Source organism: Burkholderia sp. BCC1999 (genome assembly GCF_905339975.1).
Taxonomy (GTDB): Bacteria; Pseudomonadota; Gammaproteobacteria; order Burkholderiales; family Burkholderiaceae; genus Burkholderia.
Genome location: NZ_CAJPHP010000007.1, coordinates 97,534 through 118,831 on the forward strand (window position 1 = coordinate 97,534; position 21,298 = coordinate 118,831).

20 protein-coding genes are annotated in these 21,298 nt (G+C 68.0%); 11 read left to right on the plus strand and 9 right to left on the minus strand.

Annotated elements, in window-relative coordinates; genetic code table 11:
* Positions 1 to 48: 48 nt before the first annotated feature.
* The gene (locus U5809_RS11825; protein WP_322086639.1) at positions 49 to 966 is read right to left on the minus strand and encodes a 3-hydroxyacyl-CoA dehydrogenase NAD-binding domain-containing protein; all 918 of its coding nucleotides are present in this window, start codon (positions 964 to 966) and stop codon (positions 49 to 51) included.
* Positions 967 to 1,212: 246 nt separating this feature from the next.
* On the opposite strand from U5809_RS11825, the gene U5809_RS11830 reads away from it, so the two are divergent.
* A complete protein-coding gene (locus tag U5809_RS11830; protein WP_322086640.1) occupies positions 1,213 to 1,659 on the plus strand; it encodes an Hsp20/alpha crystallin family protein in 447 nt (148 codons plus the stop codon).
* A 16-nt stretch (positions 1,660 to 1,675) separates the two neighbouring features.
* Positions 1,676 to 2,086, plus strand: coding sequence for an Hsp20/alpha crystallin family protein (locus U5809_RS11835; protein ID WP_322086641.1), 411 nt, complete (start codon positions 1,676 to 1,678; stop codon positions 2,084 to 2,086).
* Between the two features lie 119 nt (positions 2,087 to 2,205).
* Here the strand turns inward: U5809_RS11835 and U5809_RS11840 are convergent, their stop codons facing one another.
* Positions 2,206 to 2,508: a zf-TFIIB domain-containing protein gene (locus tag U5809_RS11840; protein ID WP_322086642.1), complete on the minus strand. Its 303-nt coding sequence runs from the start codon at positions 2,506 to 2,508 to the stop codon at positions 2,206 to 2,208.
* A gap of 90 nt (positions 2,509 to 2,598) precedes the next feature.
* Positions 2,599 to 3,354 (minus strand): TerC family protein, encoded by a 756-nt coding sequence (locus U5809_RS11845; protein WP_322086643.1) that lies wholly within the window; start codon positions 3,352 to 3,354, stop codon positions 2,599 to 2,601.
* A gap of 108 nt (positions 3,355 to 3,462) precedes the next feature.
* On the opposite strand from U5809_RS11845, the gene U5809_RS11850 reads away from it, so the two are divergent.
* Positions 3,463 to 4,356, plus strand: coding sequence for a LysR family transcriptional regulator (locus U5809_RS11850; RefSeq protein ID WP_176046969.1), 894 nt, complete (start codon positions 3,463 to 3,465; stop codon positions 4,354 to 4,356).
* Between the two features lie 115 nt (positions 4,357 to 4,471).
* Positions 4,472 to 5,641, plus strand: a complete 1,170-nt coding sequence (locus U5809_RS11855; protein WP_322086779.1) for a DUF2242 domain-containing protein — start codon at positions 4,472 to 4,474, stop codon at positions 5,639 to 5,641.
* 130 nt (positions 5,642 to 5,771) lie between these two features.
* On the opposite strand, the gene U5809_RS11860 is transcribed toward U5809_RS11855, so the two are convergent.
* On the minus strand, positions 5,772 to 6,692 hold the full coding sequence (locus U5809_RS11860; RefSeq protein ID WP_322086644.1) for a pyridoxal-phosphate dependent enzyme: 921 nt from the start codon (positions 6,690 to 6,692) through the stop codon (positions 5,772 to 5,774).
* Positions 6,693 to 6,853: 161 nt separating this feature from the next.
* Between U5809_RS11860 and U5809_RS11865 the strand changes: the two genes are divergently transcribed.
* The 6 genes from U5809_RS11865 (at position 6,854) to U5809_RS11890 (ending at position 14,883) form a co-directional block, all read left to right on the plus strand.
* The gene (locus U5809_RS11865) at positions 6,854 to 7,765 is read left to right on the plus strand and encodes a LysR family transcriptional regulator (RefSeq protein ID WP_322086645.1); all 912 of its coding nucleotides are present in this window, start codon (positions 6,854 to 6,856) and stop codon (positions 7,763 to 7,765) included.
* A 771-nt stretch (positions 7,766 to 8,536) separates the two neighbouring features.
* Entirely contained in the window at positions 8,537 to 9,742 is a 1,206-nt protein-coding gene (locus U5809_RS11870) for an MFS transporter (RefSeq protein ID WP_322086646.1), read from the plus strand.
* Positions 9,743 to 10,311: 569 nt separating this feature from the next.
* Entirely contained in the window at positions 10,312 to 10,797 is a 486-nt protein-coding gene (locus U5809_RS11875) for a spore coat U domain-containing protein (protein WP_415877943.1), read from the plus strand.
* A 15-nt stretch (positions 10,798 to 10,812) separates the two neighbouring features.
* Entirely contained in the window at positions 10,813 to 11,532 is a 720-nt protein-coding gene (locus tag U5809_RS11880) for a molecular chaperone (RefSeq protein WP_322086647.1), read from the plus strand.
* A gap of 7 nt (positions 11,533 to 11,539) precedes the next feature.
* On the plus strand, positions 11,540 to 13,924 hold the full coding sequence (locus U5809_RS11885; protein ID WP_322086648.1) for a fimbria/pilus outer membrane usher protein: 2,385 nt from the start codon (positions 11,540 to 11,542) through the stop codon (positions 13,922 to 13,924).
* A complete protein-coding gene (locus tag U5809_RS11890) occupies positions 13,921 to 14,883 on the plus strand; it encodes a spore coat U domain-containing protein (protein ID WP_322086649.1) in 963 nt (320 codons plus the stop codon). The genes U5809_RS11885 and U5809_RS11890 overlap by 4 nt, the downstream gene beginning before the upstream one ends.
* Positions 14,884 to 14,914: 31 nt before the next feature.
* Here the strand turns inward: U5809_RS11890 and U5809_RS11895 are convergent, their stop codons facing one another.
* The 4 genes from U5809_RS11895 to U5809_RS11910 form a co-directional block, all read right to left on the minus strand.
* Positions 14,915 to 15,202, minus strand: a complete 288-nt coding sequence (locus U5809_RS11895) for a hypothetical protein (RefSeq protein ID WP_322086650.1) — start codon at positions 15,200 to 15,202, stop codon at positions 14,915 to 14,917.
* Between the two features lie 104 nt (positions 15,203 to 15,306).
* Positions 15,307 to 16,329: a histone deacetylase family protein gene (locus tag U5809_RS11900; RefSeq protein ID WP_322086651.1), complete on the minus strand. Its 1,023-nt coding sequence runs from the start codon at positions 16,327 to 16,329 to the stop codon at positions 15,307 to 15,309.
* A 25-nt stretch (positions 16,330 to 16,354) separates the two neighbouring features.
* Positions 16,355 to 17,626: a Zn-dependent hydrolase gene (locus tag U5809_RS11905; RefSeq protein WP_322086652.1), complete on the minus strand. Its 1,272-nt coding sequence runs from the start codon at positions 17,624 to 17,626 to the stop codon at positions 16,355 to 16,357.
* 31 nt (positions 17,627 to 17,657) lie between these two features.
* Positions 17,658 to 18,968 (minus strand): MFS transporter, encoded by a 1,311-nt coding sequence (locus U5809_RS11910; protein ID WP_322086653.1) that lies wholly within the window; start codon positions 18,966 to 18,968, stop codon positions 17,658 to 17,660.
* Between the two features lie 190 nt (positions 18,969 to 19,158).
* Here U5809_RS11910 and U5809_RS11915 point away from each other — a divergent pair, with 190 nt between their 5' ends.
* Positions 19,159 to 20,115, plus strand: coding sequence for a LysR family transcriptional regulator (locus U5809_RS11915; RefSeq protein ID WP_175842843.1), 957 nt, complete (start codon positions 19,159 to 19,161; stop codon positions 20,113 to 20,115).
* A 58-nt stretch (positions 20,116 to 20,173) separates the two neighbouring features.
* Here the strand turns inward: U5809_RS11915 and U5809_RS11920 are convergent, their stop codons facing one another.
* A complete protein-coding gene (locus U5809_RS11920; RefSeq protein WP_322086654.1) occupies positions 20,174 to 21,244 on the minus strand; it encodes a porin in 1,071 nt (356 codons plus the stop codon).
* Between the last annotated feature and the right edge of the window lie 54 nt (positions 21,245 to 21,298).

Sequence of the window (21,298 nt, forward strand, 5' to 3'; positions counted from 1 at the left end):
GCGGCCCGACCGATCGCGGCCCGACCGAAACGCTCCGCCGCGGCGCGCTCACGGCAGGAAGCTGCGCCGCCGCGCGTCGATCAGCTCGACGAGCAAACGGTCGCGCTCGGCCGCCAGCTCCTGCATCGAGTGCTCGCCCTGGATCGCGCGCAATTCGTCGTTCAGCTTGCGATCGACGTCCGGATCGAACGAAGGCGTGCCGAGGTCGTCCCACCAGCTCGTGATCGGCCCCGACAGGTGTTCGAGGAAGTGCGCGATCCCGCCCGCGCCACCGCCGAGGTGATAGGTCAGGCATTGCCCCATCAGCCCCCAGCGCAGGCCGGGCCCCCATGCGACGGCCTTGTCCGCGTCGGCGACACTCACGACGCCTTCGCCGACGAGGTGATATACCTCGCGGAACAGCGCGGCCGCGAGCCGGTTCGCGACGTGGCCGGTCATCTCCTTGTTGAGGACGATCGTCTGCTTGCCGAGCGCATCGTAGAACGCCTTCACGCGCGCGATCACGTCCTGGCCGGTCGCGTCGCCGCCGACCAGCTCGACGAGCGGAATCAGGTGCGGCGGATTGAACGGATGCGCGATCAGGCAGCGCTCCGGATGCTTCGCGCATGCGGTCTGGATCTCGGACATCTTCAGGCCCGACGAGCTCGATGCGATCGGAACGTGCGCGGGCAGCACGTCGTCCATCTGGCGGTACAGCGCACGCTTCAGGTCCAGCCGTTCGGGGCCGTTCTCCTGCACGAAGTCGACGCCGTCGAGCGCGCGCACGAGATCGGCGTCGAATGACAGTCGCGCAGATAGTTCGGCGGCCCGCTCGCCGAGAAACGCGGCCAGCGCGTCGCGCAGTCGCGCGTCGGCTTGCGGCGCCGGATCGGTCGCGACGACGTCGAAACCCTGCGTCAGATAGAAAGCCGCCCAGCTCGCGCCGATCACGCCGGCGCCGACGATCGCGATACGTCGAATATCCATGGTTGTCCCGTGTGGTTGGTCTGCAGATATCTCGCGGCGATTGTCGCATCGAATCCTGCGCGCATGCGTTGACGCAGATTGCAGATTCCCTCTTGAAATGCGTGATGGCGGCCACTAATTACGCGTCGTCGGGCCGTGCTTCATACGTTGCACTGCCCCCGTTTCGATCCAGTGGAGCCACCCGTCGCGCCCGCCGCAGGCGTCGCGCCGTCACGTCTCCCGCGTTCCCTGTTCAGGAGGACCAACATGAGCGGTATCCATTTCGGCAACGACTTGTTCGACGATTTCGCCCGCGTGCAGCGGCAAGTGGCCAATCTGCTCGGCGAACGCCCGACCGGCATCCGTGCGGTGCGGCATGGCGCGTTCCCGGCACTCAACGTCGGCGCCACCGACGAAGCCATCGAGATCGTTGCGTTCGCACCCGGCATGGCCGCGGGCGACTTCGACGTGTCGATCGACAAGGACTTGCTGACGATCAGCGGCGAGCGCAAACCGGCGCCGCGTGCCGAAGGCGAAGACGAAAACGTACGCACCTACGCGCAGGAGCGCTTTCACGGCGCGTTCCGCCGCGTCGTCGAACTGCCGCGCGACGCGGATCCCGACCAGGTCAGCGCGCGCTACGAAAACGGCTGCCTGCTGATACGCGTCGGCCGGCGCGAAGCCTCGAAGCCGCGTGCGATCACCGTTCAGTAATCTTCAGGATACCGACATGAATACGAACCCGACCCTGGCCGAACGCCAAACGAATACCGTTCACCCTGCCGCCGCCGAGGCCGCGCGCCGGCCCGCGATCACGCCGACCGTCGACATCGTCGAGAACAATCGCGGCGTCACGCTGCGGGCCGACCTGCCCGGCGTGCCGCGCGAGAACCTCGACGTGAAGGTGCACGACAACACGCTGACGATCGAAGCCGCCACACACGTCGACACGCCGTCCGACCTGCGCGTGCGGCATGCCGAAGTGCGCGCGACACGCTATGCACGCACATTCGTGCTGAGTCCCGACCTCGACACGTCGCGAATCGACGCGAACCTGCGCGACGGCGTGCTGACGCTGACGATTCCGCGCCGCGAAGAAACGCGCCCGCGCCGTATCGACGTCACGGCCGGCAACGCGTAAGCGTTGGCGCGTGTCGCGACGCAACGCGACACACAAGAAAAAGCCCCGCCCGGCGCGATGCCGGGCGAGGCTTTCTTCCTGATTCGGCCGGCGCCCGTGCAGGCACGCCGTATCCGGATTCAATCGAAATCGAACAGGTCGAACACCGACTTCTTGCGACGCTGACCGTCGTGCCGGTAACGATCGTCGTGCGAGCGGCCGTCGCGCCCCCAGCCATCGTCGCGACCGCGCGGCGCCTGTGCATTGTGCTGAGCCGGCGCATCGTCGCGGCGGGCCGGCGCATCGCCGGTTTCGCGGGCGATCAGCTTGTCGAGCTCGCCGCGATCGAGCCACACGCCGCGGCACGTCGGGCAGTAGTCGATCTCGATCGACTGGCGCTCGGCCATCAGCAGGTCGGGCGTCTTGCAGACAGGGCATTTCATCGCGTTTCTCCTTTTCGGGCGAATTTCGTCTGGATTCCGTATGAGGCGCGCGGGCCGGCCGCCGCGGCAGCCGGCGTCACGCGCGGTAGCTCAGTCGCCTTCCACGTGTGCCGCGCGCCTCGCCTTCGCACGCCGCGCCAGCATGTTCATGCCCTCGACGAACGCCGAGAACGCCATTGCCGCGTAGATGTAACCCTTCGGCACGTGCGAACCGAAACCTTCGGCGATCAGCGTCATGCCGATCACGACCAGGAACGACAGCGCCAGCATCACGATCGTCGGGTTGCGGTCGATGAAGCGTGCAAGCGGCTGTGCAGCGAACAGCATCACGGCCACGGCGACGATCACGGCGACGAACATGATCGGAATGTGCTCGGTCATGCCGATCGCGGTCACGATGCTGTCGATCGAGAACACGATGTCGAGCATCACGATCTGGCCGATCGCGGCCCACACCGTCAGGCCGGCCGCACCGCCCGCCCCGCCCGCGCCGTCGCTATCGTGCGACACATGGTGATGGATCTCGGTGGTCGCCTTCCACACGAGGAACAGGCCGCCGGACAGCAGGATCATGTCGCGCCACGAGAACGCATGGTCGAACAGCGTGAACACGGGTTCGGTGAGGCTCGCGATCCACGCGACGCTGCCGAGCAGCGCCAGGCGCATCACCAGCGCGAGCGCGATGCCGAGGCGCTGCGTGCGGGCGCGCTGCGCTTCGGGCAGCTTGTTGCTGAGGATCGAGATGAAGATCAGGTTGTCGATGCCGAGCACGACTTCCATCACGACGAGCGTCAGGAGCGCGGCCCAGACGGCGGGGTCGGCGGCAAGCGTCAGCAGGTAGTCCATGAAATGGGCCGATACGAAAGTGGAAAGCCAGATGATATGCCGCCCCGAACTTCGGAAAAATCAGAGAGAATCTGATTTTAGGTTCGGTTTTTACGATATATCGATCCGATGCTCAATTTCCGACATCTGTACTACTTCTGGGTCGTCGTGAAGGAAGGCGGCTTCGCGCGCGCGGCCGGGCGGCTCGACATGGCCGTGCAGACGATCAGCGCGCAGGTGCGCGAACTCGAGAAGTCGCTCGGGCACCAATTACTGCGCCCGGCGGGGCGCGGCGTCACGATGACCGACGCGGGCCAGGCCGCGTTTGCGCGTGCGGAGGTCATCTTCGAGATGGGGCGGCTGATTCCCGACGAAGTGCGCGCGGCGGCCAGCCAGCCGACCGTGAGGCTCGCGGTCGGGCTCGCCGACGGCATTTCGAAGCTCGCCGCGCACGCGATCCTTGCGCCCGTGCTCGACACGCCCACGCTGCGACTGCTGTGCCACGAGGGCGAGCACGATGCGCTGCTGGCGGAACTCGCGCTGCATCACCTCGATCTCGTGCTGGCCGGCCAGGGGGCGCCGTCGGGGTCGAACCTGCGCGTGACGAGCGAGCGGCTCGTCGCGTCGCCGGTCGACTGGTACGGGCCCGCGGCGCTCGTCACGCCGGCCGCACGGCAGCGCTTTCCGCATTGCCTGGCCGACCTGCCCGTGCTGCTGCCGACCGCGCACTCGGCGCTGCGCGCACGCCTGGACCTGTGGCTGGAAGGCGAGCGGATCGTGCCGCGCGTGGCCGGCGAATTCGAGGACAGCGCGCTGATGGCCGTGTTCGCGGCGCGCGGCCTCGGCGTGTTTCCGCTGAGCGAACTTGGCGCGAACGATGCGTCGCTGCTGCGCGGGCTGCGGCGCCTGGGGCGCGCGGGCGACGTGACCGAAGAGATCCACGCGATCCGCTCGCGGCGCGGCGAGCATCATCCGCTGACGTCGCAATTGCTGGCCGCGGCGCGCGTTGCGCCGGCCGACTGAAGCGAGCGCGACATCAAACGAAACTATAATGACGCCCCGGCCTTACGAGATTGCCGCACGCCTCATCCAGGCGCCGCCGTTGCGCGGCCTCTCGCCAAGCCTTCTGAAAGACGCCATGCACAACCGATTTCGCCTGTTTTCCGTTTCGTGCGCGCTCGCGGCCGCGACCGTGCTGACGGCGTGCTCGTCGCCGCCCAAGCCGATCTACCAGCAGGAACAGTTCGACGCGACCAGCAGCCCGTATGCGCATACGTTCCACTCGAAATCCGACGCGACCTGCGAGGCCGCGCGGCGCGCACTGCTGAGCCAGGGTTATGTGGTGTCGTCATCACGCAATGACGCGGTCGACGGCAGCAAGAACTTCCAGCCGAACAATGACATGCACGTCGTGATCGAATTTCACGTCGTGTGCGCGGAGGCGAATGCCGACGGCACGTCGAGCATCGCGTACGTGAACGCCGTGCAGGACCGCTACACGCTGAAGAAGTCGAATACGTCGGCCAGCGTCGGCTTGAGTGTGTTCGGCTCGCTGTCGCTGCCGATCGGGTCCAGCGACGATGCGCTCGTCAAGACCGCGAGCGAGACCATTCCGGCCGGCGTGTTCTATGAACGCTTCTTCAATCTCGTCGACCATTTCCTGAAGATCGACCCGGCGCGCCGCGATCGCGCAACCGTGAAGGCTGCCGAGAAGGAAGCCGTCACGCCGCTGCCCGAACCCGCGCCGACGCCGCAAGGCGAACCGATGAAGATGACGACGCCGGTCGTGCCGACGCCGCCTGCGGCGCCCGTACCGCTGTCGGTGCCCGGTATCGCGCCCGAGTCGGGTGCGAATGCCGTGCCTGGCGCGGCGTCGGCTGTCGCCGTACCGGCTGCGATGCGGGCTGCCACGCCGGTAGCGGCATCTGGTTCGCAGTCGGCTGCTGCGCCGGCGGCGACTTCCGGTTCCGTGCCTGCACCGGCTTCGGCCGCCGCGCCGGCTTCCGCGCCTGCATCGGCTTCGACTGTCACGCCGGTTTCCGCGCCTGCATCGGCTTCGGCCGCCGCGCCGGTCTCCGCGCCTGCATCGGCTTCCAGCCCGGCGGCAACGCCTGCCGCCGCGGCATCGGCATCCTCCGTTTCGGTTCCGGCCGCTGCCAAACCGGCATCGGCCGTGCCCGCGCCTGCATCCGCCACCTCCGCACCCGCATCGGCATCCGCACCGTCGAGCGCATCGCCCGCGCCGGCCACGGCCAACCCTGTCGCATCGTCGGCGCCATCCGGCGCGAGCGCACCGGCGGCGAACTGACCGAACGCCAGTATCGTCGCGGCCGGCCGCACACGGCTCGGCGCGACGAAACGCACACCTTCCACGTCGTTCACCGCAGCAGCTTCCGCCATCCGAGGGCGTGACCGCGCTACCCGCCGGTTCCCCCGCCTTACCGCAATGTCGCGCGCAGCGTCTGCAGATGCTCGACGGACGCCGTCACGCCGCCGCAGACGATCACCGCGATGTCCGACGCCGCCTCGAGCACCGGCACGGGCCGCTCGAGCGCTGCCAGCGCCGCACCGCACGCGGGTTCGACGACGATCCGGTGTTCGTCGACAAACTGCAGTGACGCCGCCACCGCCTGCGCATCGGACACGACGACGGGATGGATCTCGTGCCGCGTCGCCCATTCGACCGCCGCATCGCACGGCCGCTTCGCGCCGAGCGACGTCGCGATGCTCGCGATCGCGGCCAGTTCGACGGGGTGCCCTTGCGCGACCGACCGCGCATAACAGTCGGCGCCTTCCGTTTCGGCCGCGACGACCGGCACGTCGTGCCAGCCGTTGCGCGCCAGCCCTTCGAGCACGCCGCACAGCAGCCCGCCGCCGCCGACCGCGAGCACGACCGCACCGGGCTTCGGGCCGGCCGCGGCCATCTCGTCGATCATCGTCGCGTGGCCACACCACAGCACGGGATCGTCGAACGGGTGAACGAACGCGTCGTGCTCGCCGAGCGCCGACTGCGCAAACGCGTTCGCCTCGGCCCAGCTCGCGCCGTGCACGACCACCTCGGCGCCTTCGACACGAATCAGCTCGCGCGCGCGGGCCGACGCGCTTTCCGGCACGACGACGAGCACCGGCACGCCGAGTTCGCGGCCGCAATACGCGACCGCGATGCCCGCGTTACCGCCCGACGACGACACGAATCGCCGCGCGCCGGCCGCGTGCCGCGCTTCGCAGACGGCGCCGATGCCGCGCAGCTTGAACGAGCCCGACGGCTGCAGCGCATCGAGCTTCAGCCGGATGGTCCTGCCGAGCCGGCGGGACGCGATTTGCGAGCGGAGATAAGGGGTCGGGATATGAAGCGGCATGGGACGGGGCGCAGTGGAAACGGAGTAAGCGCATGCGACTCGCGAGCAAGCGCATGCGGAAATGACGGTCATCGTACGGCAGGCCCGCCATGCTTTCCAATACCATCGAATGGCGTTTGCTATGCTCCACAGGTATATCAACGAACCCGGACGAACACCGTATGCGCCAGATCGAACTGCGTCACCTGCGCTACTTCGTGGCCGTCGCGCAAGCCGGCAGCGTGATGGCCGGCGCCCGTGCGGCCGGCATCGTCCAACCCGCGCTGTCGCGGCAGATCCGCGAACTCGAGGACGCGATCGGCACGCCGCTGCTGATCCGCCGCGCGACGGGCGTCACGCTCACGGCAGCCGGCGCGAGCTTCCTGAAGGATGCGACCAGCCTGCTCGCGACGCTGCAGGACAGCCGTGAACGCGCGTTGCGCAGCGCGGCCGGCCAGCTCGGCGAGCTGCGGCTCGGCGCGCTGCCGAACTGCCTGCCGCTGCCGATCGTCGCGAACGTGCTCAAGGCGTTTCGCGACGCATGCCCGGACGTGAAGCTGTCGATCGCGCCGATGCTGTCGGCCGAACAGGCGAGCGCGCTGATCCGCGGCCAGCTCGACGCCGGGATCATGGCGTGGCGTCGCGACGAGGCGCCGCACCTGTCGGGCGTGCGGCTGCTGAGCGACCGCTTCGTGCTCGCGATGCCCGCGCCGCCGGGCGGCCGCTTCAACGCGCCGCGCACGCTGGCCGACGTCGCGGACGAACCGTTCGTCTGGTTCGACGCGCAGCGCTCGGCCGCGCACCACCGGTTCCTGATGACGCAGTGCCAGCAGGCCGGCTTCACGCCGCGCATCGCGCAGGTCGGCAGCGACATCCCGACGCTGATCGGCCTCGTCGCGGCCGGGATGGGCTGCGCGTTCGTGCCGGAAAGCGCGTCGCCGACCTGCCCGCACACGGTCAGGCTCGTCGCGCTCGACGAGCTCGCGAGCCGCTTCGACATCGAATTCGTGTTCGACGGCGCGGCGGCGGCACCGTCGCCGATCGTCGCGCGATTTCTCGCGGCCGTGCGCGATGCGGCCGGCGAGGCGGGCTGATCGGGTACCGGGCGACGGGGCGCCCGGCGTCCGGCGTCCGGCGTCCGGTCAGGCGGCGCAATCCGCACCACCGGCCGATGCGTTGAATCCACGCTCTGCCGATGCGTCGTTTCGGCTGCTTCAGCGCGCTAAACGAGGCTGCCGTGCCGGCGAAAAATCTTTCAAAAGCCCGACGACTCATGCCGCAGCACCGGAATTCTTAAATTGGCACCAAAAACGGCCGTTTAACGCCGATTCGAATTGTCGCGGGCCGAAATATACTGCGCCCGCATCCAACCCTCGTGCCAAAGAGAGGATGCGTTTCCGCCCCGGCCACGGTCCCCCTGTGGTCGGGGCTTTTTTGCGCTTGTGCGTTGCCGGCAAAGGGTTTCCGGCCGTTGCGCGATACCTGTTTCATGTGATGGAAGGCGCCAGGGCGACGGGTCGGAATCACCCGGCTGCATGTCGCCGCATGGCCGCCCCCCGGACAACGTCCGGCGTGCCGTGCCGAACGCCCCGTCCGCCGCTAACCGTCGCCGAATCGCGGCTCGCGGCCCGAGAACCCGGCTTCTGCCTTACCAATGCCTTTCACAAAAGGCACCGTCGTTCGCCCGCCCCGCCGGCGCAACGCCCACGGGCTCCGCAGGCATGCCGCCCGCGCTCTGTATTGTTGACATGAAATCAAGATAATTTCGCCCGCATGCGGCTTTTTCCACAAAAGTAATGCAGGCACACTTCGCCCTGTCCTCAACGGTCCCGTGCCGTTGTCCCTCGATTACAGGAGCCCATCGCGTGAACAACACGACTTCCTCTCCTTCCCGCCCGGGCGGCAGCGCCGCGCTGCCGCTGCTGGCGCTCGCCGCCGGTGCGTTCGGCATCGGCACGACCGAGTTCTCGCCGATGGGCCTGCTGCCCGTGATCGCCGACGGCGTGCACGTGTCAATTCCGCAAGCCGGCATGCTGATCAGCGCGTATGCGATCGGCGTGATGGTCGGCGCGCCGCTGATGACGTTGCTGCTCGCGCGCTGGTCGCGCCGCTCGGCGCTGATCGCGCTGATGTCGATCTTCACGATCGGCAACCTGCTGTCGGCCGTCGCACCGGACTACACGACACTGCTGCTCGCACGCCTCGTGACGAGCCTCAACCACGGCGCGTTCTTCGGGCTCGGCTCGGTGGTCGCGGCCAGCCTCGTGCCGCGTGAAAAGCAGGCGAGCGCGGTCGCGACGATGTTCATGGGCCTGACGATCGCGAACGTCGGCGGCGTGCCGGCCGCGACCTGGCTCGGCCAGATCATCGGCTGGCGGATGTCGTTCGCGGCAACCGCGGGCCTCGGCCTGATCGCGATCACCGGCCTGTTCGCCGCGCTGCCGAAGGGCGAACCCGGCAAGATGCCCAATCTGCGCGCCGAACTTTCGGTGCTGACGCGCCCTGTCGTGCTCGGCGCGCTCGGGACGACGGTGCTCGGCGCCGGCGCGATGTTCACGCTCTACACGTATGTCGCACCGACGCTCGAACACCTGACCGGCGCGACGCCCGGCTTCGTGACCGCGATGCTCGTGCTGATCGGCGTCGGCTTCTCGATCGGCAACATCGCGGGCGGCCGCCTCGCCGACCGTTCGCTCGACGGCACGCTGATCGGCTTCCTGCTGCTGCTGATCGCGACGATGGCTGCGTTCCCGCTGCTCGCCAGCACGCATGCCGGCGCCGCCGTCACGCTGCTCGTGTGGGGTGTCGCCACGTTCGCGGTCGTGCCGCCACTGCAGATGCGCGTGATGCGCGCCGCCCACGAAGCACCGGGCCTCGCGTCCGCCGTCAACATCGGTGCGTTCAACCTCGGCAATGCGGTTGGCGCGGCTGCCGGCGGTGCAGCGATCTCGGCAGGCTTCGGCTACACGGCCGTGCCGCTCGTCGGCGGGCTGATCGCCGCGGCCGGACTTGCGCTCGTCATGCTGCAGATCGTGCAACGCCGCCGCGCACCGGCCGCCGCGAATTCGTAATCGCAAGCCAGGCAATTCGACGTACCGACTCCCACGGCCGCGCAATGCGGCCGTTTTCTTTTTAAGCCGTCAGTCCGGATTCGTCGATTCCTAAATCGGAGAAAATCCCGCCAATCGCCACCCTCCTTCAACGCTCGAATTGAATTCCTTAACGCATTTCCGAGATCGACTCAGTCCTCCGAATTGATTCACTTTTCATCATTTTCATTTCGCGACACGCATTAATTATTCATTTCGCACCAGTCGATCCAATTCACTACGCCAATCGGAAAAATCGAGTCGCACCCCGCACGAACCACGCTGCAATTTCCGCACCACCGGAAAATATTCCGCCCTGCTTGCGCGTGACAAAATCGAAAAGCGCAACATTTTCCGGCTTTATTCAATCATTATTCGATCAAACTGTAACAAAATGAAACAGCCAAACTTTAAGATTGAAAGACTCATCGATTCGTATCAGCATTTACCATGCTGCGGCACGCGGAGCGCGGCATAAATCCAATGAAAAAACCGACCGATGAGGGATCAGGGTGAAAGTCGCCATCGCTTCAACGACGTTGTCGCTCGCGCTGTCAATCGGCCTTTCGACGCCCGCCGCCGACGCCGCTACCTATTCGAACGGCACTGCGACCGCCACGTTCAACGTCACGCTGACGCTGCAGCCGAACTGCACGATCGCCGCGAACCCGCTGGCCTTCGGGACCAACGGCGTGCTGGCTACCGCGATCAACCAGCAGACGACCGTCAGCGTCACCTGCACCAACACGACGCCGTACAACGTCGGCCTCGATGCCGGTACGGTCACGGGGTCGAGCGTCGCGAGCCGCCTGATGGCCGGTACGTCGACCGGCAACACGACGACGACCGTCGGCTTCCAGCTGTACCAGGACGCCGGGCGCACGACGATCTGGGGCAACACGCAAGGCACGAACACCGTGGCCGGCACCGGCTCGGGCGCCGCGCAGGCGCTGACCGTCTACGGCCAGGTGCCCGCGCAAGCCACGCCGAAGCCGGACACCTATCAGACGACCGTCACCGCAACCGTCTACTTCTGACCGGCGCCGCATCGCATGACCGCATTACGTCGAACGCTCGCCGCGCTGCTGTGCGCGGCCGGCGCCGCGCACGCCGCGTCGCTGCAGATTTCCCCCGTCACGATCGAATTCGGCACCGACGACACGGCCACCGGCATCACGCTGCGCAATCCGGGCGAGCGGCCCGTCTACGGACAGGTGCGCGTGTTCCGGTGGGACCAGGCCGACGGCCAGGACACGCTGACGCCCACGCAGGATCTCGTCGCGAGCCCGCCGCTGATCGAGGTCGGCACGCAGTCCGAACAGCTGATCCGCGTCGTGCGCGCATCGCGCACGACGGCCGGCATCGAGCAGAGCTACCGGCTGCTGATCGACGAACTGCCGCAGCCCGGCGAGGCGCCGACCAACGGCGTGTCGATCCGGCTGCGCTATTCGATTCCGGTATTCGTCGAACCGCCGACCAACGGGGCGCCGCAGCTCGACTGGGCGCTCGCGCGCAGCAACGGCGGCTGGGTGCTGCGCGTGCGCAACGGTGGCGCGCGGCGCGCGCAGCTGGCATCGGTCGAGCTCGTGACCGGCGACGGCCATGCGTACCCGCTCACGCACGGGCTGCTCGGCTATGCGCTCGCCGGCCGCACGGGCCAGTGGAGCGTGCCGCTGCCGGCCGGTGTCACGCTCGGCGGCAAGATCACGGTGCGAGCGGCCGTCAATTCGCAGCCGGCCAGCGCGATCGTCGCGGTGGAGCCGCCGGGCTAGCCCGCCGGTGCGCCGCCCGGCCTCTTCCCCTTCGCCACGCGCCGGCGCGCTCCTGGCCAACGGACGCGGAACGTCGCGACGCACCCGGCGCATCGTGCTCGCGGCCGTCGTGGCTGGCCGCCTGCTCGTGCCCGGCGGTGCTCGCGCGGACGAACCGGCGGCACTCGTGATGACCGACAGCACGCACGACGTGATCCTCGAAGTCAGCGTCAACGGCGAAAATACGGCGCTGCTCGCGCATTTCCGCGAACGCGACGGCCACCTGTCCGCGACCGGCGCCGACCTGCGCACGATCGGCTTCGCGACCGACCGGCTCGGCATCGCCGACGCGGCGACGGTCGAGCTCGACACGATTCCCGGCCTGCATTATCGCTACGACGCCGCGCGCCAGAGCGTCGATCTGCAGATGACCGACACGTTGCGCCGCCCGTACGCGGTCGACAGCCGCGCATTACCGGCCACGCAGGCGGCCACCGCGTCGCGCGGGCTCGCGATCAACTACGAGGCGTACGCGCAGACGATCGGCGACCGGCAGTTCTCGCTCTACACCGACGTACGCTACTTCGATCCGAACGGCGTGTTCAACACCACCGGCACCGCGTATTTCTACAACGGCCAGCGGCGCTACACGCGCTTCGATACGTCGTGGAGCCGCTCGGACCCGGCGCGGCCGAGCACGACGCAGATCGGCGACGCGATCTCGGGATCGCTCGCGTGGACGCGCTCGGTGCGCTTCGGCGGCTTCCAGTGGCGCAGCAACTTCGCGCTGCGGCCGGACCTCGTGACGTTCCCGATTCCGTCGCTCGCAGGCTCCGCCGCGGTGCCGTCGGCGGTCGACCTGTACATCAACAACGTGCGGCAATACACCGGCAACGTGCCGAGCGGCCCGTTCATCATCCACGACGTGCCGGGCATCACCGGCGCCGGCCAGGCGACCGTCATCACCCGCGACGCGCTCGGGCGCACGGTCGCGACGTCGGTGCCGCTCTACGTCGATACGCGCATGCTCTCGGCCGGGCTGTCGAGCTATTCGTTCGAAGCCGGCTTCCTGCGCCGCAACTATGCGCTGCAGTCGTTCGACTACGACGCGCGGCCGGCCGTCAGCGGCTCGATGCGGCGCGGCGTCAGCGACGCGCTGACCGTCGAGGGGCATGCAGAAGCGACCGGCGGCGTGCTCAATGCCGGCGTCGGCGCGCTGATGCGGCTCGGCTACGCGGGCGTCGTGAGCGGCGCGGTCGCGGGCAGCGTCGGCCGCTATCCGGGCACGCAGGTGAGCGTCGGCTACCAGCTGATCGAACCGCGCTTCTCGATCAACGCGCAGACGATCCGTGCATTCGGCCGCTACGGCGATCTGGCATCGCGCGACGGCGCACCGGTGCCGTCGGCAACCGACCAGGCGACGCTCGCGCTGCCGTTCATGCACCGTCAGACCCTGTCGCTCAGCTATATCGGCTACCGGCTGCCGCAAGGCCCGAGTGCGCGGATCGGTACCGTGTCGTACACGCTGAGCTTCGGCGATCTCGCATCGGTCAGCGTCAGCGCGTACCGCGATTTCGCGCAGCAGGGCGCGAGCGGCGCCTTCGTGTCGCTGAACATCGGGCTCGGCCGCAACACGTCGATCAACGCGACCGTCGGTCGCCAGCGCGGCCAGTCGAACTACAGCGTCGACGCGAGCCGTCCGCCCGACTACGACGGCGGCTGGGGCTGGGGCGTGCAGACCGGCGGCACGGGCGCGGTGCCCTACCGGCAGGCGCAGTTGCGCTATCTCGGCCGTGCGGGCGAGGTCATCGCGGCTGCGCAGAACATCGACCGGCAGACCGGCGCGTCGCTCGACGTCAGCGGCGCACTCGTGTTGATGGACAGCAGCCTGCAGTTGTCGCGCCGTATCGACGACGGCTTCGCACTGGTGTCGACCGACGGCGTCGCGGGCATCCCGGTGCTGCACGAGAACCGCGTGATCGGCACGACCGATCGCGCGGGGCATCTGCTCGTGCCCGACCTGAACGCGTACCAGAACAACCAGGTGGCGATCGATTCGATGAAGCTGCCGGCCGATGCGCGGATCGCCCGCACGTCGATGACGATCGTGCCGCAGGCGCAATCGGGCGTCGTCGCGCATTTCGGCGTGTCGCGCTACCGCGCGGCATCGGTGATCCTGCGCGACGCTGCCGGGAATCCGCTGCCGGCCGGCGCGCGCGTGCATCACGCCGAAAGCGGCGCGGACACGATCGTCGGCTACGACGGGCTCACGTTCATCGACGGGCTGAAGGACGACAACCATCTCGTGATCGACTACGGCACGCAACGCTGCACCGCGGAATTCGCATTCACCGCACCCGGCAACGGCACGCTGCCGACCGTCGGCCCGCTCACCTGCCGGGCGGCGCCATGAGGGTCGTGCTGCTGCTCGTCCTGGCGCTCGCCGCGTGGTGCGGCGTGCCGCGTCACGCGCAGGCCGAATCGTGCACGGCCACCGCGTCGACGGTGAGCTTCGGCTCGGTCAGCCCGATCTCGCGCGCATCGGTCGCCGCGACCGGCACCGTCAGCATCACGTGCACGTGGTCGGCCATCACGCTGACGCCGAACGTGCTCGTCTGCCTGAATCTCGGCGGCACGAGCCCGCGCAGCCTCGTCAACGGCACCAACGCGATGCAGTACGACCTGTACCTGGATGCCGCCCATTCGGTCGCATGGGGCTCCGTGTATTCCGGCACGACGCCCGCGTCCGTCACGCTCGTCAAACCCGCGCTCGGCACGAGCGCAAGCGCGACGGTCACGATCTACGGACAGATCACGTCGAACCAGCCGACCGTGCCGACGACGGGCAACAACACGACGACCTATTCGCAGACGTTCGGCGGCAACACGACATCGATCAACGCGGGGTTCTACCTGCTCGGTGCGCCGACCTGCGCGTCGTTGACGACGTCGAACGGCACCTTCCCGTTCAGCGCAACGGCGAACGTGATCAACAACTGCAACATCAGTGCGACGAACGTCAGCTTCGGCACCGCGAGCGTGCTGTCCGGCGCGCTCACGGCAACCGGCTCGATCACCGCGCAGTGCACGAACGGCGACGCGTGGAAAATCGCGCTGAACGGCGGCGGCACCGGCAGCGTGACCGCGCGCCAGATGCAGCGCAGCGGCGGTGGCGGCACGATCAATTACGGGCTTTATACGGATGCCGCACGCTCGATCGCGTGGGGCGACGGCACGAGCGGCAGTTCGACCGTCACGGGCGTCGGCACGGGTACGTCGCAGGTCGTGACCGTGTACGGCGCGGTGCCGGCGCAGACCACACCCGCGCCCGGCAACTACAGCGATACGATCACCGCGACGATCAGTTTCTAGCGGAAATGGCAGGCGCGCGCGGGCCCGCCGTTCAGAACGTGACGGTCCATGCCGGCGGTGCGCCTGCACCGACGCTGCGTGGCGCCGACCGCAGATCGGGCAGCGGCGCGTGGCTCAGCACGAACGGCGTGCCGTGCATGCAGCTGACGCTCGGCATATCGGCGGCGTCGGCCTGTCGAACGTCCGTGCCGATCGTGCAGATTTCCGGAATGGTGAGACTGACGCGCAGCGGAATCGAGGGTTCCGCTGCGCCCGCGAGCGACCCTGCGCCCAGCATGGCGAGCGCGATCGCACCGCATCTGATTTGGCCGGCTGTCATCGTGCGGCCCTCCTTCGTGCATCCATCCAGCATATGCACGAATTATCGGCATGCACACGGAAAACTTGAACCCGCGCTCGCGCGATCCGGCCCCGCCGAATCGGTCAGCGTGCGGCGGCAAACCCACCGAAGAACGCACGAGCGTTCGCGTCGAGACTGTCGAGGTGATAGCCGCCCTCCTGCACGATCACCGTCGGCAACCCGAGCGCACCGATCGCACCGCCGAGCCGCCCGAACCCGTCGGTCGTCACGGCAACCTGCGACTGCGGATCGTCCTTGTAGATGTCGAAGCCGAGTGCGAGCACGAGCGCATCGGGCTGGAATCGCGCGACGGCGCGCAACGCGTCGTCGAGCCGCTCGAAGAATGCCGATTCCGGCGAACCGTGCGGCATCGGCAGGTTGAGGTTGAAGCCGTCGCCGGCGCCCGCGCCCGTCTCTTCCTCGTAGCCCGCGACGACCGGATAGAAGTTGGTCGGGTCGCCATGGATCGATACGTACAGCACATCGTCGCGTCCGTAGAAGATCTCCTGCACGCCCTGCCCGTGATGCATGTCGGTGTCGAGAATCGCGACGCGGCGATGGCGGCCGAGCAGCGCTTGCGCGGCGATCGCCGCATTGTTCAGGTAGCAGAAGCCGCCGGCCGCATCGCGGCGCGCGTGATGGCCGGGCGGCCGGCACAGCGCGTAGGCCTCGCGTGCGCCGTCGTTGACGTCGGCCGCAGCCGCGAGCGCGCCCTGCGCGGACCAGTACGCAGCACGCCACGTGTTCGCGCCGACCGGGCAACTGCCGTCGGCGAGGTAGCGCGCGGCTTTCGCGAGCACGCCGCGCAACGGGTTCGGGTCGCGCACGAACACGTTCGACATCACTTCGTCGCCCCAGTCGTCGGGCATCTGCTTCCAGTCGCGATGCGCTTCCTCGAGAAAGCGCAGGTAGTTCATGTCGTGCACGGCCGCGATCGGCGCGGTGCCGCGGTCGGCCGGTTCGCGCACGTCGAAGTCGAGCGCGCGCACGGCCGCGACGAGCCGCGCCGCGCGTTCGGGCACTTCCTGCGGTTCGCGCATCTGGCCGCGCGACAGGTAGCTGCGCGGATGGTGCAGCAGTTGTTCGGGATGGAAATAGGTTCTCATCGTTCGTCCTCGTCGATTCACTGCGTCACGCATCGTGCGCGGCAGCCGCCGCTTCGACGCGCGCCGCCATGCCGGCGCGCGCCAGCACGGCATGAAGCAGCACGTTCGTGCCATGCGTCACGTCGTCGGGCAGCGCGTCCTCGGCCTCGTTGTGCGACAGGCCGTCGACGCACGGGATGAACACCATCGCGGTCGGGAAACGGCGCGCGAGCAGGATCGCGTCGTGGCCGGCACCGCTGACGATCCGCTCGTTCGTGTAGCCGAACGCGGCTGCCGCCTGCGCGACGAGTTCGACGCAGTCGCGATCGAACGGCGTCGCCGGGCTGCGCCAGCAGGTTTCGATCGCGACCTGCACGCCACGCGCGGCGGCAACGCGTGCGCACGCGTCGCGCAGGTCGCGCTCCATCGCATCGACTTCGGCATCGTCGTGATGGCGCAGGTCGACCGTGAACGTCAAATCGCCGGCAATGGTGTTGCGCGACGCATTGCGGATCCCGACCTGCCCGATCGTCGCGAGCCCGCGCGGCGCAAAGCCGGCGACGATCCGTTCGAGTTCGAGCGCGATCTGCGCGCTCGCGAAATACGCGTCCTTGCGATACGGCATCGGCGTCGTCCCCGCATGCGCGGCCACGCCCGTCACCGTCACGTCGAGCCAGCGGATCGCCTGCCCGCCCGTGACGATGCCGATCGTCGTGCCGTTCGCCTCGAGTACCGGCCCCTGTTCGATATGCGCCTCGAAGTACGCGTCGACCGCGCCGCCCGTCGCACGCGTGCCGCGATAGCCGCACGCGTCGAGTGCGGCGCCGAGCGTGACACCGTCGGCGTCCTGCTTCGCGAGCGCATCGTCGAGCGGCAACGCGCCCGTGAACACGGCCGAACCGAGCATCGCCGGCGCGAAACGCGCGCCTTCCTCGTTGGTCCAGGACACGATCTCCAGCGGCTTGCCGGTCGCGATGCCGGCGTCGTTCAGCGTGCGCACGAGTTCGAGCGCGGCGAGCACGCCGTAGACGCCGTCGAAGCGGCCGCCTTCCGGCTGCGTGTCGAGGTGGCTGCCGATCAGCACCGGCGCGGCCTGCGCATCGGTGCCGTCGCGTCGCGCGAACAGGTTGCCGGCCGCATCGACACTTACCGTCATGCCCGCGTCGCGGCACCACTGCGCGAACAGGTCGCGCCCGCGCCGGTCGTCATCGGTGAGCGCGAGGCGCCGCACGCCGCCGCGCGGCGTCGCGCCGACGCGCGCCATGTCGGCCAGGCTCTGCCACAAGCGGGCGCCATTGATTTCCAGCAGGTCTTTCATGTGCACTCCGGATGAATTCGTTCGTTGAGGTTCAGTGCGAGCCGAGCGCTTCGGCGGCGGCCGGTTGCGCCGCACGGCGCGCGTCGAGCGCGACGATGCAGAGCAGCGAAATGCCGGCAAGACACGTGTAGAACACCGCGAGCGGCCACCACTGACCGGCGAAGCGATGCGCGAGCCACGTACCGACGAGCGGCGTCAGGCCACCTGCGATCGCGCCGCAGATCTGGTACGCAAGCGAGATCGCCGAATAGCGCACGTGCGCGGGAAACACGTCGCTGACGAAGCCCGCGATCACCGAATAGAAGCCGGCCATGCAGACGACCGCGAGCGCGATGCCCGCAATCAGCGATGTGGACGTGCCGCCCTGTACGAGCATGAACATCGGATACGGCGACAGCATCGCGAGCAGCGCCGCGAGCTTCAGGAAGCGCGCGCCTCCGATCCGTTCGGCGGTCCAGGCCGCGATCGGCTGTGCGATGAACTGGATGATCGCGACCGCGAACAGGCTGTCGAGGATCAGCGAACGCGACACGCCGACGTACTGCGTCGTGTACGCGATCATGAACGTGTTCGTGAAATAAACGCCCGCGATGCCGATCGTGTTCGCGCCGATGCAGAGCGCCACGAGCCCCGATGCGGAGCGGAAAACTTCCGCGACCGGCAGCTTCACCGTGCGGTTCGTCTCCTTCACCCGCGCGAACTCCGGCGATTCGTTCACACCGAGTCGGATCAGGATGCCGACCACGAGCAGCACCGAACTCGCGAGAAACGGCAGGCGCCAGCCCCATGCGAGGAAGTCGGCCTTGTCCATCGACGTGACCGCGCGAAACGCGATCAGCGACAGGATCAGCCCGGCCGGGCTGCCGAGCTGCGCGAACGACGCGAAGAACGTGCGGCGCCCCTGCGGCGCATGCTCGCCCGCCATCAGCACCGCGCCGCCCCATTCGCCGCCAACTGCGATGCCCTGCACCACGCGCAACGCGACGAGCAGCACCGGCGCGAGCATGCCGACCTTCGAATAATCGGGTAGCAGCCCGACGCACACGGTCGCGACGCCCATCATCATCAGCGTCGTCATCAGCGCCTTCTTGCGGCCGATGCGATCGCCGAGGTGGCCGAAGATCACGCCGCCGAGCGGCCTCGCGAAGAAGCCGACCGCGAACGTCGCGAACGACGCCATTGTGCTGACGAAGCGGTCATGCGACGGGAAATAGAGTTCGCCGAACACGAGCGCGGCGGCCGTCGCGTAGATGTAGAAGTCGTACCACTCGATCATCGTGCCGACGAACGCGGCCGTCGCGGCGCGTCCCGGCTGGCGGGCGGAAGGAAGGGACTGGGTCATGCGGGCTCCTGACGCGCGCCGCGGCGGAGCGACGCGCAATATCGTGACGACGGCCGTCTGTCGCGGCCTCGCGCCGCACGCTGCGGCACCCCTCCTTTATCGGCGACCGCAAATCATTAGTCAAATTTCAAGTTATTATTCGCTATATAAATTCAGCTAATGACTACCTGACGCCTCGCCCGGAGACCCGATGCGCCCCGACCTCGCCCCGTTCCTGAACGACCGCCTCGACTGGAACCTGTTGCGCACCTACCTGGTGATCATGCAGGAGCGCAGCGTGAGCCGAGCGGCCGCGCGCCTGCACGTGACGCAGCCGGCCGTGAGCCAGGCGCTGCGTCGGCTCGAGGAGACGCTCGAACGCCGGCTGATCGAGCGGCGCGGCGCGCACTTCGCGCCGACGCCGGCCGGCGAAGCCGTGTACCGGATCGCGAGCGACATCTATGGCGGCATCTCGCGCCTCGAAACCGAAATCGACGACAGCACGGCCGACCTGACCGGCTCGATCCGGCTGCTGACTGTGAGCCGCATCGAATCGCCCGTCTACGACGAGTTCCTCGCGGAATTCCATCGCGCGTATCCGCGCATCGACCTGCAGATCGAGGTGATGCGCTCGTCGGACATCCTGTCGTCGCTGCTGCAGAAGACGGCGACGGCCGGGCTCGGCCTGTGCCGCACGCCGCACGACAAGCTGGAGATGCGCTGCTTCCTGCGTCAACGCTATGCGATCTACTGCGGCCGCCACCACCGGCTGTTCGGGCAGACGCAACTGCGAATGGACGATCTGCTCGCGGAGAATTTCGTCTCGTTCACGAGCGACCAGATCGGCGACAGCCTGTCGCCGCTCACCGTGTTCCGCGACCAGAAAGGTTTCACGGGCCGCATCGTCGCGTCGTCGCCGAGCCTCGAGGAAGTGCGGCGGCTGATCTTCGCGGGCTACGGAATCGGCTGCCTGCCCGAGCACATCGTGCGCGACGACATCGCGCAGCAGCGGCTGTGGCGGCTGCCGCCCGACGACGGGCTCGTCGATGTCGACGTGTTCCTGCTGTGGCATCGCGACCGCAAGATGAACGCGGCCGAGCATGCGTTTCTCGACGCGATGGAGCGCTGCATGCAGCGCTATTCGCTCGCGGAGCGGCTGGGGAAGTGACGGCGCGCATGCGCCGGGGGAAAGCGCCGGGCACATACGGCCCGGCGCGTTGCGCTCGTCAGAAGCGATGCACGATGCCGAGCTGCACGCCGCGCGCATTCGCGCCCGGATACGCGAGCGGCAGGCCGGGGTTCGCCGCGCCGGCGAGCGTGTAGCCGGCCTGGTTGCGGTTGCGCAGGTACGACAGCGCGCCATAGAAGCTCGTGCGCTTCGACAGGTCGTACTCGTACATCAGCCCGAGCTGGTCCGCGTTGTTGCCCTGCGACGACTGGTCGTGCAGATGCGCGTAGCCGAGCGCAACGTAATTCGCCGGATTGAACTGGTATTTCACCGACAGCCCGTACACACGCGAATCGATCCCGAAGTCGGCCCACTTCACCGCGGAGAAGCCGCCGTACACGGTTGCCTTGCCGATCTCGTACGATGCGCCGGCCATGATCGTGCGATCGGTCGTGGTCGCCGTCGCGTTCTTCAGCCACTGCCCCGCGACGAACGCGCCGAACGGCCCATGTTCGTAGGTCAGGTCGAACTGCTGGCTGGAACCGGCCGAGCGCACGCCGCCCGCGTCGCCGAACCCGAAGTACAGCCCGCCCTGGAAACCCGCGATCTCCGGGCTCTGGTACGACAGCGTGTTGCTCGTGCGGAACGCGAACACGGTCAGGTTGTCCATGCCGGACGCCTGCGTGACGCCGCCGAACGCGTCCTGCCCGCCCTGGTCGTTGAACAGCGGCGAATTCTGGCGGCCTGCACGCACCTTGCCCCACTGCCCTGCGATGCCAACCCACGCCTGCCGGTTGAACATGCTGCCCGAACTCGCGAGCGAACCGTCGTTCGGATTGAAGCCGTTTTCCAGCGCGAACTCGATCTTCTGCCCGCCGCCGATATCCTCGCCGCCCTTCAAGCCGAACCGGCTGCCCCACTGGCCGCCCGAGTTGATCGCCGCCGTATAGCCGTTACCCGTATTCACGTACTGCGCGAATTCGTCGATCACGCCGTACAACGTAACGCCGTCCTGCGCGAGCACGGTGCCCGATGCGGCGAGGCACGCAACCGCGACCGTCGTGCGAAGACCGGCGTGCATCGGCCGCGCTCGGCAATCGCTACCGTACGCTTTCATATATTTAGTCATACTATTCAATAGACAGAGAACGAAACGATACCGGACGCGGCAATCACGCCGCAC